The organism is Bacillus sp. FSL E2-8887, from assembly GCF_038007205.1.
Lineage (GTDB): Bacteria > Bacillota > Bacilli > Bacillales > Bacillaceae_G > Bacillus_A > Bacillus_A mycoides.
The window spans coordinates 5,119,605-5,135,347 of record NZ_JBBOWS010000001.1; the positions used below are offsets into that span (position 1 = coordinate 5,119,605).

At 35.5% G+C, this 15,743-nt stretch carries 16 protein-coding genes and 2 tRNA genes; all 18 read left to right on the top strand.

What is annotated here, in order from left to right:
* Positions 1-7 precede the first annotated feature (7 nt).
* The 18 genes from purR (at position 8) to NSQ08_RS26465 (ending at position 15,572) form a co-directional block, all read left to right on the top strand.
* Positions 8-856 carry a pur operon repressor gene (gene purR / locus NSQ08_RS26380; protein WP_002091587.1) on the top strand — a complete coding sequence of 283 codons (849 nt, stop codon included), beginning with the start codon at positions 8-10 and terminating at the stop codon, positions 854-856.
* A 123-nt stretch (positions 857-979) separates the two neighbouring features.
* Entirely contained in the window at positions 980-1,354 is a 375-nt protein-coding gene (locus tag NSQ08_RS26385) for a RidA family protein (RefSeq protein WP_000869819.1), read from the top strand.
* 152 nt (positions 1,355-1,506) lie between these two features.
* Positions 1,507-1,800, top strand: coding sequence for a septation regulator SpoVG (spoVG, locus tag NSQ08_RS26390; protein ID WP_000454042.1), 294 nt, complete (start codon positions 1,507-1,509; stop codon positions 1,798-1,800).
* A gap of 324 nt (positions 1,801-2,124) precedes the next feature.
* A complete protein-coding gene (gene glmU / locus NSQ08_RS26395) occupies positions 2,125-3,504 on the top strand; it encodes a bifunctional UDP-N-acetylglucosamine diphosphorylase/glucosamine-1-phosphate N-acetyltransferase GlmU (protein WP_002166365.1) in 1,380 nt (459 codons plus the stop codon).
* A gap of 18 nt (positions 3,505-3,522) precedes the next feature.
* Positions 3,523-4,476, top strand: coding sequence for a ribose-phosphate diphosphokinase (locus NSQ08_RS26400; RefSeq protein WP_002091580.1), 954 nt, complete (start codon positions 3,523-3,525; stop codon positions 4,474-4,476).
* Between the two features lie 72 nt (positions 4,477-4,548).
* A complete protein-coding gene (gene pth, locus NSQ08_RS26405) occupies positions 4,549-5,109 on the top strand; it encodes an aminoacyl-tRNA hydrolase (RefSeq protein ID WP_002144538.1) in 561 nt (186 codons plus the stop codon).
* Positions 5,110-5,179: 70 nt separating this feature from the next.
* The gene (locus NSQ08_RS26410) at positions 5,180-5,404 is read left to right on the top strand and encodes an anti-sigma-F factor Fin family protein (protein ID WP_002091576.1); all 225 of its coding nucleotides are present in this window, start codon (positions 5,180-5,182) and stop codon (positions 5,402-5,404) included.
* Positions 5,405-5,509: 105 nt separating this feature from the next.
* Positions 5,510-9,040: a transcription-repair coupling factor gene (gene mfd, locus NSQ08_RS26415; protein WP_016102352.1), complete on the top strand. Its 3,531-nt coding sequence runs from the start codon at positions 5,510-5,512 to the stop codon at positions 9,038-9,040.
* 135 nt (positions 9,041-9,175) lie between these two features.
* A complete protein-coding gene (gene spoVT, locus NSQ08_RS26420) occupies positions 9,176-9,712 on the top strand; it encodes a stage V sporulation protein T (protein WP_002009670.1) in 537 nt (178 codons plus the stop codon).
* Between the two features lie 231 nt (positions 9,713-9,943).
* Entirely contained in the window at positions 9,944-11,545 is a 1,602-nt protein-coding gene (locus NSQ08_RS26425) for a putative polysaccharide biosynthesis protein (protein ID WP_340779893.1), read from the top strand.
* 12 nt (positions 11,546-11,557) lie between these two features.
* The gene (gene mazG / locus NSQ08_RS26430) at positions 11,558-13,018 is read left to right on the top strand and encodes a nucleoside triphosphate pyrophosphohydrolase (protein WP_002009675.1); all 1,461 of its coding nucleotides are present in this window, start codon (positions 11,558-11,560) and stop codon (positions 13,016-13,018) included.
* A gap of 14 nt (positions 13,019-13,032) precedes the next feature.
* Positions 13,033-13,308 (top strand): RNA-binding S4 domain-containing protein, encoded by a 276-nt coding sequence (locus tag NSQ08_RS26435; protein ID WP_002009677.1) that lies wholly within the window; start codon positions 13,033-13,035, stop codon positions 13,306-13,308.
* A 58-nt stretch (positions 13,309-13,366) separates the two neighbouring features.
* Complete coding sequence (gene yabP, locus NSQ08_RS26440) at positions 13,367-13,675, top strand: sporulation protein YabP (RefSeq protein ID WP_001059101.1); 309 nt, start codon at positions 13,367-13,369, stop codon at positions 13,673-13,675.
* The gene (gene yabQ, locus NSQ08_RS26445) at positions 13,672-14,325 is read left to right on the top strand and encodes a spore cortex biosynthesis protein YabQ (RefSeq protein WP_002091573.1); all 654 of its coding nucleotides are present in this window, start codon (positions 13,672-13,674) and stop codon (positions 14,323-14,325) included. The genes yabP and yabQ overlap by 4 nt, the downstream gene beginning before the upstream one ends.
* Positions 14,322-14,681 (top strand): cell division protein DivIC, encoded by a 360-nt coding sequence (gene divIC / locus NSQ08_RS26450; RefSeq protein ID WP_002091572.1) that lies wholly within the window; start codon positions 14,322-14,324, stop codon positions 14,679-14,681. The genes yabQ and divIC overlap by 4 nt, the downstream gene beginning before the upstream one ends.
* A gap of 87 nt (positions 14,682-14,768) precedes the next feature.
* Positions 14,769-15,254, top strand: a complete 486-nt coding sequence (locus tag NSQ08_RS26455) for a S1 domain-containing RNA-binding protein (protein ID WP_002009683.1) — start codon at positions 14,769-14,771, stop codon at positions 15,252-15,254.
* A 159-nt stretch (positions 15,255-15,413) separates the two neighbouring features.
* Positions 15,414-15,487: transfer RNA gene (locus NSQ08_RS26460), tRNA-Met, on the top strand.
* A gap of 13 nt (positions 15,488-15,500) precedes the next feature.
* Positions 15,501-15,572: transfer RNA gene (locus NSQ08_RS26465), tRNA-Glu, on the top strand.
* Positions 15,573-15,743 lie beyond the last annotated feature (171 nt).

The following is a 15,743-nucleotide window of genomic DNA, read 5'->3' on the forward strand; positions in this document are numbered from 1 at the left end:
TGAGAGTATGAAAATTAGACGAAGTACAAGATTGGTCGATCTGACGTATTACTTGTTACAAAATCCTCGTCAGCTAGTTTCTCTCACTTTTTTTGCTGAAAGGTATCAATCGGCTAAATCTTCCATTAGTGAAGATTTAGTTATTATTAAGCAAACGTTTGAACAACAAGGTGTCGGCACATTGCAAACGGTACCAGGAGCAGCAGGAGGAGTGAAATATATTCCTTATATAAGTGAAGAAGAGGCAAATCTGATTATTAACGAGCTTTGTAGCTTATTTGAAAACCCAGACCGTATTTTGCCTGGCGGTTACTTATATATGACGGATCTTTTAAGTAATCCTCGCCAGATTAATGGCGCAGGTCGTTTATTTGCTTCTGTTTTTGCTAGGCAACCAATTGATGCGGTTATGACGGTAGCGACAAAAGGAATTCCGCTTGCTTATGCAGTAGCGAACTACTTAGATGTACCGGTAGTAATTGCGAGAAAAGATAATAAGGTAACAGAAGGACCCACTGTTAGTATTAACTATGTATCAGGTTCCTCTAAGCGAATCCAAACGATGACTTTAGCAAAGCGTAGCCTTCCAGAAGGGTCCAATGTTTTAATTATTGATGACTTTATGAAAGCTGGCGGAACCATTCAAGGTATGATGAGCATGCTAGAAGAGTTTAAAGCTAATGTTGTTGGGATTGGCGTATTAGTAGAGTCTACGGATATTGAAGAAAGACTTATTAATAACTTTGTATCATTAATTCGTCTGTCAGAAGTTGATGTGAAAGAAAAAGCGATTCAAGTGGAAAAGGGGAATTATGCACTTGCACCATTTGATAAAGGGCTTGTAGAGGCTGAGTAAAAAGGTAAAGCAGATAGCTTTACCTTTTTTTATTCCTATTTATAAATTACAAAATAGATGGACAAACTGCCTTTGGTACACTATTTTTAAAGAGTAAAAATAAATAATAAAAGGGTGAAAAGTATGAAAGTTGTTCAAACAAGCAAAGCACCACAGGCAATCGGACCATATTCACAAGGGATTATTGTAAATAATATGTTCTATAGTTCAGGACAAATTCCGTTAACGGCAAGTGGAGAACTTGTAACAGGAGATGTAACAGTACAAACAGAGCAAGTATTTGAAAATTTACAAGCGGTATTAGCAGAAGCAGGTGCTTCATTTGATACAGTGGTAAAAACAACAGTATTCTTGAAGGATATGGATGATTTTAATGCTGTTAATGAAGTATACGGTTCTTATTTCTCTACTCATAAACCAGCGCGTTCTTGTGTACAAGTAGCAAAATTACCGAAAGATGTTTCTGTTGAAATCGAAGTAATTGCCCTAGTTAAGTAACTCTTTGTAAGCGATAACCTCTACTAATCCTTATATTCAACTACAATAAAAATTTTTATCTTAAAAATTTTTAAAAAATTAAAGGAAAAATAGAAATTTTGTGGAATTTATACAAATATATCGCTTATTTAGAAAAGGGTGGTGAACACAAGATGGAAGTGACTGACGTAAGATTACGCCGCGTAAACACAGAAGGCCGCATGAGAGCAATTGCCTCTATTACTCTAGACCATGAATTTGTTGTTCATGATATTCGTGTAATTGATGGTAATAATGGATTATTTGTAGCAATGCCAAGTAAACGTACTCCAGATGGAGAATTCCGTGACATTGCACATCCAATTAATTCTAATACACGCTCTAAAATTCAAGATGCGGTTTTAACAGAGTATCATCGTTTAGGCGAGTTAGAAGAGGTTGAGTTTGAAGAAGCAGGCGCTTCGTAAAATTCGAATGAAAAGGGCTTTTGAAAGAAAGTCTTATAATTTTGTAGCAAACTCCTGTAAGCATTTACAGGAGTTTGTTTTTTTTTGAATAATACACGTTTCTAATTATAAAAATTCATATTTTGAAAAAATAAAGATGAAAAACTTCTAATTTTTTCAAAATCATTTAAAATAGTATAGCTTATTCCTTAAAAAAGATACTAAAGAGTAAAACATCTTATAAGAATTATGGTAAAATTTAATAGTTATAATGTGTTTCTTGAAATATATGATGATTTAGGATAATATCGTTAATGGATAAATAGGTTGCGATGGAGGGTCTATATGTCAAACAGATTTGCAGTGATTCTAGCTGCAGGTAAAGGCACACGTATGAAGTCCAAGCTATACAAAGTGCTGCATCCTGTATGTGGAAAACCAATGGTACAACATGTAGTCAATGAAGTATCTCAATTAGGATTGCAGAAACTTGTAACAGTCGTTGGACATGGTGCTGAAAAGGTACAAGAACAGCTAGGAAACGTAAGTGAGTTTGCATTACAAGCAGAACAACTTGGTACAGCTCATGCTGTTGATCAAGCTGCAAGTGTACTTGCAAATGAAGAGGGAACAACTTTAGTTATTTGTGGTGATACACCTCTAATAACTGCTGAAACGATGGAAGCATTGCTTCAGCAACACGAAGAAGCGGGAGCAATGGCGACGGTACTAACAGCGTACATAGAAGAGCCTGCTGGATATGGCCGTATCGTTCGTAATGAGAATGGTCATGTTGAAAAGATTGTTGAGCATAAGGATGCAAATGAAAAAGAATTAGCTATTAAAGAAATCAATACAGGTACGTATTGTTTTGATAATAAAGCTTTATTTGCTTCACTTTCTAAAGTTTCAAATGATAATGTACAGGGCGAATATTACCTTCCGGACGTTATTGAAATTTTAAAAAATGAAGGTCATATTGTATCAGCTTATCAAACAGAGCACTTCGATGAAACGTTAGGTGTTAACGACAGAGTCGCTCTATCGCAAGCGGAAATTATTATGAAAAATCGTATCAACAGAAAGAACATGGTAAATGGTGTTACAATTATTGATCCAAGTAACACATACATTTCTGCGGATGCAGTTATTGGTAGTGATACAGTTCTTCACCCAGGAACGGTTATTGAGGGGAACACTGTAATTGGTTCTGATTGTGAAATTGGACCGCATACAGTAATTCGCGATAGTGAAATTGGAGATCGTACGGTAATTCGTCAATCTACTGTACATGACAGCAAACTTGGTACAGAAGTATCAGTTGGTCCATTTGCACATATTCGCCCAGATTCAGTTATTGGAGATGAAGTGCGCGTTGGAAACTTCGTAGAAATCAAAAAAACTGTTTTTGGTAATAGAAGTAAAGCTTCACACTTAAGTTATATCGGGGATGCACAAGTTGGAGAAGACGTGAATCTTGGTTGTGGTTCAATTACGGTGAACTACGACGGCAAGAATAAATTTAAAACTGTAATTGGTAACGGGGTATTTATTGGATGTAATTCAAACCTTGTTGCGCCTGTAACAGTTGAAGATGGTGCTTATGTGGCAGCAGGCTCTACAATAACAGAGAATGTTCCATCAAAAGCATTATCAGTAGCACGTGCACGTCAAGTTAACAAAGAAGACTATGTTGATCAATTGCTGAATAAGAAAAAATCATAATGTGGAGGGTTAATCTAGATGTCGACTCAATATCTAAATTCTAATTTGAAAGTATTCTCTTTAAACTCTAATAAGGAACTTGCTGAGCAAATCGCAAAGCATATTGGAGTAGGACTAGGAAAATGTTCTGTTGATCGTTTTAGTGATGGAGAAGTTCAAATTAACATTGAAGAAAGTATCCGTGGTTGCGATGTATTCATTATTCAATCTACAAGCTTCCCAGTAAACGAACATATCATGGAATTACTTATTATGATTGATGCATTAAAACGTGCATCTGCAAAAACAATTAATATTGTTATTCCTTACTATGGTTATGCGCGTCAAGACCGTAAAGCGCGTTCTCGTGAACCAATTACATCGAAACTTGTAGCAAACTTGCTTGAAACAGCAGGTGCAACTCGTGTAATCACTCTAGATTTACATGCTCCGCAAATTCAAGGATTCTTTGATATCCCGATCGACCACTTAATGGGTGTACCGATTCTTTCAGACTACTTTGAAGCAAAAGGCCTTAAAGATATCGTAATCGTATCTCCTGATCACGGTGGTGTAACTCGTGCTAGAAAAATGGCAGATCGCCTAAAAGCGCCAATCGCTATTATTGATAAGCGTCGTCCTCGTCCGAATGTATCTGAGGTAATGAACATTATCGGTAACATCGAAGGCAAAACAGCAATTTTAATTGATGACATCATTGATACAGCTGGTACAATTACATTAGCGGCAAACGCTCTTGTTGAGAACGGTGCTTCTGAAGTATATGCTTGCTGTACACACCCAGTATTATCTGGTCCAGCAATTGAGCGTATTCAAAATTCGAATATTAAAGAGTTAGTTGTAACGAACTCTATCGTATTACCAGAAGAGAAGAAAATTGATAAAGTACATGAACTTTCAGTTGCTCCATTAATCGGAGAAGCAATCATTCGTGTATACGAAGAAGAATCTGTAAGTGTATTATTCAATTAATTGGATAGAATGAGACGTAACCAAGCTTGGTTACGTCTTTTCGTATCGAAAAAAGAAAGTAGTGGTACAAGAATGAAATTAATAGTAGGACTTGGGAACCCAGGTAGAGAATATGAATTAACAAGGCATAATATTGGATTTATGGCAATCGATGAACTTGCAAAACGTTGGAGTATTTCTTTGAATGAACAAAAGTTTAAAGGGGTATTTGGCGCAGGTTTTGTTAATGGGGAAAAAGTAATCTTACTAAAGCCACTTACATATATGAATTTATCTGGGGAAAGTATCCGTCCACTCATGGATTATTATAAAATTGATGTCGAGGACTTCATTGTTATGTACGATGATTTAGATATTCCTGTAGGTAAATTACGCCTTCGCATGAAAGGTAGTGCGGGTGGACATAATGGTGTGAAATCAACAATTTCACATTTAGGAACACAAGAATTTCAACGTATCCGCATGGGAATCGATCGTCCGAAAAATGGGATGAAAGTAGTGGATTACGTATTAGGACGTTTTACATCTGAAGAAATATCTGGCGTTAATCAATCCATTGAAAATGCAGCAGATGCATGTGAGGAATGGTTAAATAAACCTTTTCTCCAAATCATGAATACTTTTAATAGTTAAGCGCACAATCTGGAATATTTTATTTTGTTTTATCCCATACTAGTAGCAATTGGATATTTAGGAGGCTAGTATGGAAGGTTATTATTACTGTAGACATTGTGGAAGTAATGTGGGCTCCATTATCGCAGAAAAAGTATATAGCGACGTTTTGTTTCAACTAACAGAGCAAGAAGTAGTGGATATGATTCATTTTCATGAGAATGGAAATATATATATAAAAACGATTTGTGAATCGTGTCAAGAAACGCTCGCATCTTATCCTGAGTATTATGAATATGAAAAATTTCTGCAATAAAATGTTGTCGCTTTGGCATGTCCAAAGCATTTTTCTGTTTTCTTTTTCCAAAATATTTGCATAAAATATAGTAACTTGCTCTTTATGTTGAGAGGAGTTTTGAAAATGATAGGTTTATTAGAGCAATTTTATAAAAATGAAGAAATACAATCGGTTATTAATGGGCTAGAAGATGGGTTGAAAGAACAACTTGTATCGGGTATGGCAACATCCTCTCGTTCATTATTAATGGCAGCTTTATATAAAAAGACAAAGCAATCACAACTTATCGTGACGCACAATTTATACCAAGCACAAAAAGTACATGAAGATTTAGTGGCGTTACTTGGTGAAAAAGATGTTTGGCTATATCCGGTAAATGAATTGATAGCATCGGAGGTTGGTGTTGCAAGTCCAGAATTGAAGGCACAGCGTATTGAAGTGTTAAATCGCTTAGCTGCAGGAGAGAATGGGATTATTGTAGCGCCAGTTGCAGGGCTGCGTAGGTTTTTACCAATAAAAGAATTATGGAAGCAAAGGCAAATTGAAATCAATCTAGGGCAAGAGATTGATTTAGATGCACTCTTGCATACTTTACATCATATTGGCTACGAGCGTAAGTCAATGGTAGAAGCTCCAGGAGAGTTCAGTTTACGCGGGGGAATATTAGATATTTACCCATTAACGGAAGAATTACCGTTTCGTATTGAATTCTTCGATACAGAAGTCGATTCTATTCGATTGTTTGATGTGGATGAACAGCGTTCTCAAGATAAAAAGGAAAGTGTTAAGTTCGGTCCAGCAACAGAGTTTTTATTTTCACAGGAAGAATTGAAATCGGGAATTAAGCATCTTGAAGAAGGTTTGACTAAGACGATGCAAAAGCTTTCCGATGATAAATTAAAGACTACTGTGCTTGAGACGGTTAGTCATGAAATTGAAATGTTGAAAAACGGGCAGAGTATAGAACAAATGTTTAAATATTTATCTATTTTCTATAAAGAACCTGCTAGTCTGATAGATTATTTACCAGAAAATGGTGTTGTGATTTTAGATGAGATTTCCCGTATTCAAGAAACAGCATCACATCTTGAAACAGAAGAAGCGGAATGGTATATCTCACTTCTTGGCGAAGGAACAATTATTCAGGATTTATCTTTCTCCCACTCGTTTGAGGAGTTTCTTCATAATAAAAAAAGAAGTTTTGTATATTTAACGTTATTCTTACGCCATATAGCACACACACATCCTCAAAATATTGTGAATGTGACATGTAAAACGATGCAAGATTTCCACGGACAGATGCATTTGTTAAAAACTGAAATTGATAGATGGAATGAAGGTAATTTTACGACCGTTGTGCTTGGAACAGATGATGAACGTGTAAAAAAACTACAACATATTTTAAGTGATTATGATATTGATGCAGACATTGTAGAGGCGACAGATATCTTATTGCCTGGAAGGTTACAAATTGCTGTAGGTGATTTACATGCAGGCTTTGAAATGCCGATGCAAAAGTTTGTTGTCATTACTGAAAAGGAGCTTTTTCATAAGAAGGTTAAAAAATCACAACGTAAGCAAAAGTTATCTAACGCTGAACGTATTAAAAGTTATTCGGAATTAAAAGTTGGAGACCATGTAGTTCATGTAAATCATGGTATAGGTAAATTTTTAGGTATTGAGACATTAGAGATTAATGGTGTTCATAAAGATTATTTAAATATTAAATATCAAGGTAATGATAAGTTATACGTTCCAATTGAACAAATTGATCAAGTGCAAAAATACGTAGGGTCTGAAGGTAAGGAACCAAAAGTTTATAAATTAGGCGGAAATGATTGGAAGAAGGTCAAAACGAAAGTTGAAAAATCTGTACAAGACATTGCAGATGACCTAATTAAATTATATGCCGAGCGTGAAGCTTCGAAAGGTTATGCATATACACCAGATACGGCAGAGCAACAAGAGTTTGAATCTTTATTCCCATATCAAGAGACAGAGGATCAATTACGTTCTATTGAAGAGATTAAGAAAGATATGGAACGCGGACGTCCGATGGATAGGCTTCTTTGTGGTGACGTAGGATATGGAAAGACTGAAGTAGCTATTCGTGCGGCATTTAAAGCAATTATGGATGAAAAACAAGTTGCGATTTTAGTACCAACAACAATCCTTGCACAACAACACTATGAAACAATTCGAGAGCGTTTTCAAGATTATCCGATTAATATAGGGTTACTAAGTAGATTCCGTACACGAAAACAACAAAATGAAACGATTAAAGGTTTAAAAGATGGAACGGTGGATATTGTAATCGGAACGCATCGTATTTTATCTAAAGATGTTACTTATAAAGATTTAGGACTTCTTATTATTGATGAAGAACAAAGATTCGGCGTTACACATAAAGAAAAAATTAAACAATTGAAAGCAAATGTTGACGTGTTAACATTAACGGCAACTCCGATTCCACGTACACTTCATATGTCTATGCTTGGTGTGCGCGATTTATCTGTTATTGAGACACCACCAGAGAATCGTTTCCCAGTACAAACATATGTAGTAGAGTATAATCCAGCGTTAATGCGAGAAGCGATAGAGCGAGAGTTAGCAAGAGGCGGTCAAATTTACTTCCTATATAACCGTGTGGAGGATATTGAAAGAAAAGCAGATGAAATTTCGATGTTAGTTCCAGATGCTCGTGTAACATACGCACATGGGAAAATGAATGAAGGTGAATTAGAGTCTGTTATGCTATCGTTTTTAGAAGGGCAGCATGATGTTCTTGTAAGTACAACAATTATTGAGACGGGTGTAGATATTCCGAATGTAAATACATTAATTGTATTTGATGCAGATCGTATGGGATTATCGCAGTTGTATCAGCTTCGTGGTCGTGTTGGGCGTTCTAATCGCGTCGCGTATGCATACTTTGCATACAAACGTGATAAAGTGTTATCGGAAGTTGCAGAGAGGCGTCTGCAAGCAATTAAAGAGTTTACAGAGCTTGGATCTGGTTTCAAAATTGCGATGAGAGACTTATCAATTCGTGGTGCGGGTAATTTGTTAGGGGCAGAACAACATGGATTTATTGATTCTGTCGGATTTGATCTATATTCTCAAATGTTAAAAGATGCAATTGAGCAACGTAGAGGAACAGACGGAGTTGAAAATACCGTTAATGTTGAAATTGATTTAGAAGTAGATGCATATTTACCGGATGCGTACATTTCAGACAGTAAACAAAAAATTATGATGTATAAACAATTTAGAGGTATTTCTGCAATTGAAGATATTGAAGAGTTGCAGGAAGAGATGATCGACAGATTTGGTGATTATCCACAAGAAGTTGGTTATTTATTACAAATTGCAAACATTAAAGTGTTGGCAATGAAAGAACAAATTGAGTTAATTAAGCAAAATAAATTTGAAGTAACATTCCTGTTTTCTGAACAAGCGAGCCAAAATATAGATGGTGGAAAATTATTCATGCTAGGAAGTAGTTTTGGCCGTATGATCGGTCTTGGTATGGAGGGGTCACAATTGAAAATTGTGATGAAAACGAATGGATTAGAGACGTCGAAATGGTTAACAATTGCTGAAAATTTATTAAAAGGCTTGCCAGATGTAAAAAAAGAAGTAATAAATGCCTAATATAAGATAAAAAATACAATTCGACGTGCATAGAAGAACTAATGTGTAAAATACTATGTTTAATAGTTGGTGATTTTTACATGAACAGGTAAATTCACCACTTTGATCATCAGTAGAAAGTGAGGCAGCATTAGAATGAAAGCAACTGGAATCGTACGTCGAATTGATGATTTAGGCAGGGTAGTAATTCCGAAGGAAATTCGTAGAACTTTACGTATTCGTGAGGGAGATCCACTAGAAATATTTGTTGATCGCGATGGAGAAGTGATTTTGAAAAAATATTCTCCAATTAGTGAACTAGGTAATTTTGCAAAGGAATATACGGAAGCTTTATACGATAGCTTAGGACATAATGTGCTTGTATGCGATCGTGATTCTATTATCGCAGTAGCAGGCGCATCTAAAAAAGAATACTTAAATAAAAGTGTTGGCGATTTAATTGAGAAGACAATGGAAGAGCGTAAGTCTGTAATTATGACAGATGAAAGCGAAATTTCAATTATTGATGGAGTAACAGAAAAAGTGAGCTCTTATACAATTGGCTCGATTATTGCAAATGGAGATCCAATCGGAGCTGTCGTTATCTTCTCTAAAGAGGCTATTATAAGTGAAGTAGAGCATAAATCAGTAAATACAGCTGCAAGCTTTTTAGCGAAACAAATGGAGCAGTAGCAAAGTGTAATTTCTATAAGTAGCAATCTTTCCTAATTATGATATTTCTATTTGAGAAATTAACTATTTGGAGATATAAGTATATTGAACGAAGGTAGCGCTTTGCTACCTTTTTTCATTGAATATTTTTGCTGTTGAAAGAAGTCAGTGAATGTAAGGAATATGAAGGAGAGCCAGTTTTTCTTTGTGATATAATACGAGGGGTGAGAATAGAAAAAGGAGTTTTCTTGTATGGAAGCGAAGAAGTACCAAGCCTTTTGGCGTGGGGCTATTATATTAACAATCGCAAGTTTTGTTACGAAGGTATTAAGCGCTTTTTACCGTATTCCATATCAAAATATAGCGGGTGATGTTGGTTTTTATATTTACCAACAAATTTATCCGTTTTATGGATTTTGTTTGATTTTAGCTACTTATGGGTTTCCCATTATTATTTCAAAAATGGTCGCAGAAAGATTAGAACGAGGAAAACAAAAAGAAGCAGAAGAAATTATTTGTGTATCTTTTTGGTTTTTATTAGGAATTGGATTTATAGGGTTTTTCACATTATTCTTTGGGGCCGAAACAATTGCATCGGCTATGGGCGATATACATTTAGATAAATTATTACGTGTTATTTCGTTTTCATTCCTACTAATGCCATTTTTATCTGTAGCGAGAGGATATTTTCAAGGTTTCAATAATATGATGCCGACGGCTGTTTCGCAAGTAATTGAACAAACGATTCGTGTTTCTATTATTGTATTTTTATCACTATTCCTTATTGCTCATGGATTTGATTTATATACAGTTGGTGCGGGTGCCATGCTAGGTTCAATTGCAGGCGGGCTTATTGGGATTATCGTACTTTTACTTTATATGCGTCATGATTTTCATGCTATTTTCTTCAAAAGATGGAAGGGAATTAGAAATAAAAAAGGGATTGTTCGAATCCTTTTTTGGCAGGGATTAGCGATTTGTGTTAGTAATTTAGTCCTTATTTTTATACAAATGGCGGATTCTATTTCCTTGTATACTTTGCTTATTCGTGCGGGAGAGCAAGTTGAAAATGCAAAGGTACTAAAAGGTGTTTATGATAGAAGTATCCCGCTTATGCAATTAGGTACTGTTTTGACAACTTCTTTCTCATTGTCACTTATTCCTATTATTACAGCGGCGAAAGAAAGAGGAGATCTTTCATTTATTCAAGAAAAGGTAAAGTTAGCAATGAAAATAACATTTGTTATTGGATTTGCAGCTGCTATTGGATTAACTTGTATTATTCAACCTACAAATATTATGTTGTTTGAAAATAGTGATGGATCAGATGTGTTATCGATTTTATCTTTATCTATTTTATTTAGTTCATTGTCAATTACAACTGCTTCCATTTTGCAAGGAGTGGGACAAACATTAAAACCAGCAATATTCGTTGTATTTGGAGGTTGTTTGAAGTTAGTTTTAAACTATATATTAATGCCGTATTTTGGTGTAAAGGGAGCTGCAATTGCAACTTTAGTTGCGCTTATTGTAATTGCCTTGCTAAATAGTGTGTTACTTATGCGAGCTGTATCGGAGCCGCTTATTGATAGGCGGAATATGTTAGGTGTAGCTATTAGTGGTATCGGTATGGGGTTTGTATTAATAATCTTTATGCGTATGTTACGAATGTCCGGATTAGTAATTGATACAGGACATAGAGGAATTGCGACGCTTGAAGCGCTGTTAGGTGTAGCTATCGGTGGATTAGCATATATGTTTTTAATTTTAAAATTACGTGTATTTACAAAAGAAGAATTAGGAACCGTTATGAAACAAGAGAAAAAAGAAGGTTCATTGAAGAAGAGTGGATAGAGGTGACTGGTTGTGAGTGGAATCATTACTATTTTAGGATTAGGTGCTGGTGAGTTAGATCAGTTAACGATGGGTGTATATCGAAAGATAAAAGAAGCAGACCATATGTTTGTTAGAACGAAGGAGCACCCAGTTATAGAAGAATTGGAGAAAGAAGCTATAAAGTATACGGCCTTTGATAATGTATATGAGGCACATGATACATTTGAAATCGTATATGAAACAATTGCGAATACATTGCTAGAACAAGCTAAAGGCGCAGAAATTATTTATGCTGTTCCAGGTCATCCGCTTGTAGCAGAAAGAACAGTTCAGCTACTTTTGGAAAAAGGAGAAGCAGCAAATATTGAAGTGCGAATTGAAGGTGGACAAAGTTTCCTTGATCCGATGTTTGCAAGTCTAAAAATTGATCCGATTGAAGGGTTCCAATTAATTGATGCTACATCATTTGAAAGAGGACAATTAGAATTACGTCAACATTTAATCTTTTGCCAAGTGTATGATGCATTCGTTGCTTCAGATGTGAAGCTAACGTTAATGGAGATTTTGCCAGATGATTACGAAGTGTATATCGTAACAGCTGCAGGGACTTCATTCGAGCAAGTGAAAAAGGTATCGTTATACATGTTAGATCACGAAACAGAATTAAATAATTTAACGAGTGTGTATGTACCGCCAGTTAAGGAACGTGCGTCCTTATATCAGCAGTTTGATGTGCTTAGAGCAATTATTGCTGATCTTCGTGGACCGAATGGTTGCCCATGGGATAAAAAGCAAACTCATCAATCTTTAAAGAAATACTTAATTGAAGAAGCGTATGAAGTGCTAGAAGCAATTGATGAAGAGGATGATGATCATTTAGTAGAAGAACTAGGTGATATATTATTACAAGTTATGCTTCATGCCCAAATTGGAGAGGATGAAGGTTGGTTCTCTATAGATGATATTATTCGGACTTTAGCTGAGAAAATGGTTCGTCGTCATCCGCATGTGTTTGGGGATACGGATGTAAATAATGCTGATGAAGTGATTGCAAATTGGGAAGAAATTAAAAAACAAGAAAAGGGATTCGTGAAAGAATCTGTTTTAGCGGGTATTCCAAAAAGCTTGCCACAACTAATGCGTGCTTATGAAATTCAGAAGAAAGCTGGAAAGGTTGGATTTGATTGGGTTGATGTGCAGCCGATGATAGAGAAGGCCTTAGAAGAATGGCAAGAATTCCAACAAGAAGTTGTAAACATGGATGAGAAAAAGATGCTAGGTGAATTTGGTGATTTACTATTTGCATTTGTGAATATAGCTCGTCATTATAAATTAGATCCAGAAGAAGCGTTACGTTCAACTAATGAGAAATTTATGGATCGCTTTTTATACATGGAAGCAAAAGTAGCTGAAATGAATAAGGAAATGCAAGATTTATCATTAGAACAGTTAGATATTTTATGGGAAGAGGCAAAACAAACAGAGCGTTAATAGGGGGATTTGATATGCGTCTAGATAAATTTTTGAAAGTATCACGTTTAATTAAAAGAAGAACATTAGCAAAAGAAGTGTCTGACCAAGGAAGAATTTCGATTAATGGCCAAGTGGCAAAAGCGAGTTCAGATGTGAAGGTAGAGGATGAATTAACAATTCGTTTCGGGCAAAAAATAGTAACTGTGAAAGTAAATGAATTGAAAGAAACAACTAAAAAAGAAGATGCAGCAAACATGTATAGTCTCGTTCGTGAGGAAAAAGTGAAAGCGGAAGAAGGCTTGTTCTAAAATAGGTTAGCCCTTCATACATTACTATTAGCTAGTATAAAGCTATGGGGGGATTTTCGTGAATAATGGTTACTCACCTATGTCTTCTAATCAACAAAATGTTTCTGTAGAGCATGATATTATCATGCGTGGCAGGCGTGTAATCGACATTACTGGTGTAAAGCAAGTAGAAAGTTTTGATAGCGAAGAGTTTTTACTCGAGACTGTAATGGGTTTTTTAACAATTCGTGGTCAAAATTTGCAAATGAAGAATTTAGATGTAGAAAAGGGTGTTGTATCAATTAAAGGGAAAGTTCATGAAATGCTGTATATTGATGAGAACCAAGGGGAGAAAACTAAAGGCTTCTTTAGTAAGCTGTTTAAATGAGCCTAACAATTCAGTTGTATACAATGCTTTCGATGATTGGAATGGGTGCTTGGATTGGTGCTTCTTTAGATACATACCAACGGTTTTTAAAACGCCAAGAGCGTAAACGTTGGCTTGTATTTATACATGATATACTATTTTGGATTGTCCAAGCATTATTCGTTTTTTATGTATTACTGCGTGTAAATGAAGCCGAACTACGTATATATGTATTTTTGGCGTTACTATGTGGTTTTGCAGCATATCAAAGTTTATTGAAAGCACTATACATGAAGATGTTAAATTTTCTCATCTATATTTTTGTACAAACAACACAATTTTTTGTTCGAATTATACAGCTACTCATGATAAAACCTGTTATTATTATAGCACAGCTATTTATTGCATTTATATTATTCTTATTTCGTATACTGCTTTCAATTGGACATGTGTTATGGAAAATGGTGATTTGGATATTACTTTTCATATGGAAAGTTTTTTTCTCGCCTGTTCGGTTTATTGCTTCGCTCATATGGAAACTTCTCCCTAATCGTGTTAAACTTTTTATAATGAAGCATGTAGGGTTCCTGCAATATGTAGCAAAATTGAAGGGACATATCTTCCAATTATGGGTGCGTATAAAAAAGAAGTTAGGGGGACCTCGAAAATGAGGGAACTGAGACAAAGAACAATCGACAAACAGAGTCCAAATCCTGTTAAAGAACATATAATACAAACGGATGAGAACAGGAAGCGACTTTATCGCCGTTTAGCGGTTTTTCTTGTCTTTGCTTTTACAATTATTGCTAGTATTAGTGTGACGTTTTATCAACAAAACAGTTCCATTAAAGCAAAAGAAGCAAAAGTTAAGGACATGAAAAAAGAACTGGATTCATTAACGAAAAAAGAAAAGAATCTAAAAGATGAAGTTCAAAAGTTGAATGATGAAGAGTACGTTTTAAAGATTGCTAGAAGGGATTATTTCTTCTCCGGAAAAGGGGAGATAATTTTTCCTGTTTCTAAGTAGAGTATGTCTTATTGACACTGTATTTTAGGATTATATATAATAAAGTAAAATTTGACTTTTTAACCACTAAGGAGGAGCATTTTTTTTATGTCAATCGAGGTAGGCAGCAAGTTACAGGGTAAAGTAACAGGTATTACAAATTTTGGGGCTTTTGTGGAGCTGCCAGAAGGCTTAACAGGTCTTGTTCATATTAGTGAAGTTGCTGATAATTATGTGAAAGATATTAACGATCACTTAAAAGTAGGCGACCAAGTAGAAGTAAAAGTTATCAATGTTGAAAAAGATGGCAAAATTGGCCTATCTATTAAGAAAGCGAAAGAACGTGAAAAAACAGAAGGAGATCGTCCACGCGGTGAATACCAACGTGGTGGTGATCAACAACGTTCTGGACGTCCACAACGTAATAATCGTTCTTCCAACAGAGATAACCGCGGTGGCGGTAACGAACGAGCTCCAAAAGAAACATTTGAGCAAAAGATGGCACGCTTTTTAAAAGATAGTGAAGATCGTTTAACTTCTTTAAAGCGTAACACAGAATCTAAACGTGGTGGCCGTGGCGCACGTCGCGGATAATGAGTCCGTTTAATTCTTAACATATAGAGAGGTACCCAGAGTAATTACTCGGGTACTTTTTTATGTGAGAGAATATATTTTTAAAAAAGTTTTTGAGATGTATTGACTTTAAAATATATCTGATGTAATATACTAATTGTCCGTTAAATACGACGACATGGCGGTGTAGCTCAGCTGGCTAGAGCGTACGGTTCATACCCGTGAGGTCGGGGGTTCGATCCCCTCCGCCGCTATATTTAATTTAACGGCCCGTTGGTCAAGTGGTTAAGACACCGCCCTTTCACGGCGGTAACACGGGTTCGAATCCCGTACGGGTCATCTAAAAAGATCATGCAAATTTGCATGGTCTTTTTTTGTTAAATATAAATTAAGACGTACAATACTTCTACAAAATCACCCTATATTTTCTGAACATTCTTTCAACTCTCTTTGAATAAATTAAATACTATGTATATATGTAGATTTATTTCGAATAAAAAGTCGAACGAT

Bases quoted from the DNA above. Each gene is read 5' to 3' on its own strand.
- NSQ08_RS26400 (WP_002091580.1), top strand. From the start codon at position 3,523: ATGTCGACTCAATATCTAAATTCTAATTTGAAAGTATTCTCTTTAAAC.
- NSQ08_RS26385 (WP_000869819.1), top strand. From the start codon at position 980: ATGAAAGTTGTTCAAACAAGCAAAGCACCACAGGCAATCGGACCATAT.
- NSQ08_RS26435 (WP_002009677.1), top strand. From the start codon at position 13,033: ATGCGTCTAGATAAATTTTTGAAAGTATCACGTTTAATTAAAAGAAGA.
- purR (WP_002091587.1), top strand. From the start codon at position 8: ATGAAAATTAGACGAAGTACAAGATTGGTCGATCTGACGTATTACTTG.
- glmU (WP_002166365.1), top strand. From the start codon at position 2,125: ATGTCAAACAGATTTGCAGTGATTCTAGCTGCAGGTAAAGGCACACGT.
- NSQ08_RS26425 (WP_340779893.1), top strand. From the start codon at position 9,944: ATGGAAGCGAAGAAGTACCAAGCCTTTTGGCGTGGGGCTATTATATTA.
- NSQ08_RS26455 (WP_002009683.1), top strand. From the start codon at position 14,769: ATGTCAATCGAGGTAGGCAGCAAGTTACAGGGTAAAGTAACAGGTATT.
- pth (WP_002144538.1), top strand. From the start codon at position 4,549: ATGAAATTAATAGTAGGACTTGGGAACCCAGGTAGAGAATATGAATTA.
- divIC (WP_002091572.1), top strand. From the start codon at position 14,322: ATGAGGGAACTGAGACAAAGAACAATCGACAAACAGAGTCCAAATCCT.
- spoVG (WP_000454042.1), top strand. From the start codon at position 1,507: ATGGAAGTGACTGACGTAAGATTACGCCGCGTAAACACAGAAGGCCGC.
- yabQ (WP_002091573.1), top strand. From the start codon at position 13,672: ATGAGCCTAACAATTCAGTTGTATACAATGCTTTCGATGATTGGAATG.
- mfd (WP_016102352.1), top strand. From the start codon at position 5,510: ATGATAGGTTTATTAGAGCAATTTTATAAAAATGAAGAAATACAATCG.
- NSQ08_RS26410 (WP_002091576.1), top strand. From the start codon at position 5,180: ATGGAAGGTTATTATTACTGTAGACATTGTGGAAGTAATGTGGGCTCC.
- spoVT (WP_002009670.1), top strand. From the start codon at position 9,176: ATGAAAGCAACTGGAATCGTACGTCGAATTGATGATTTAGGCAGGGTA.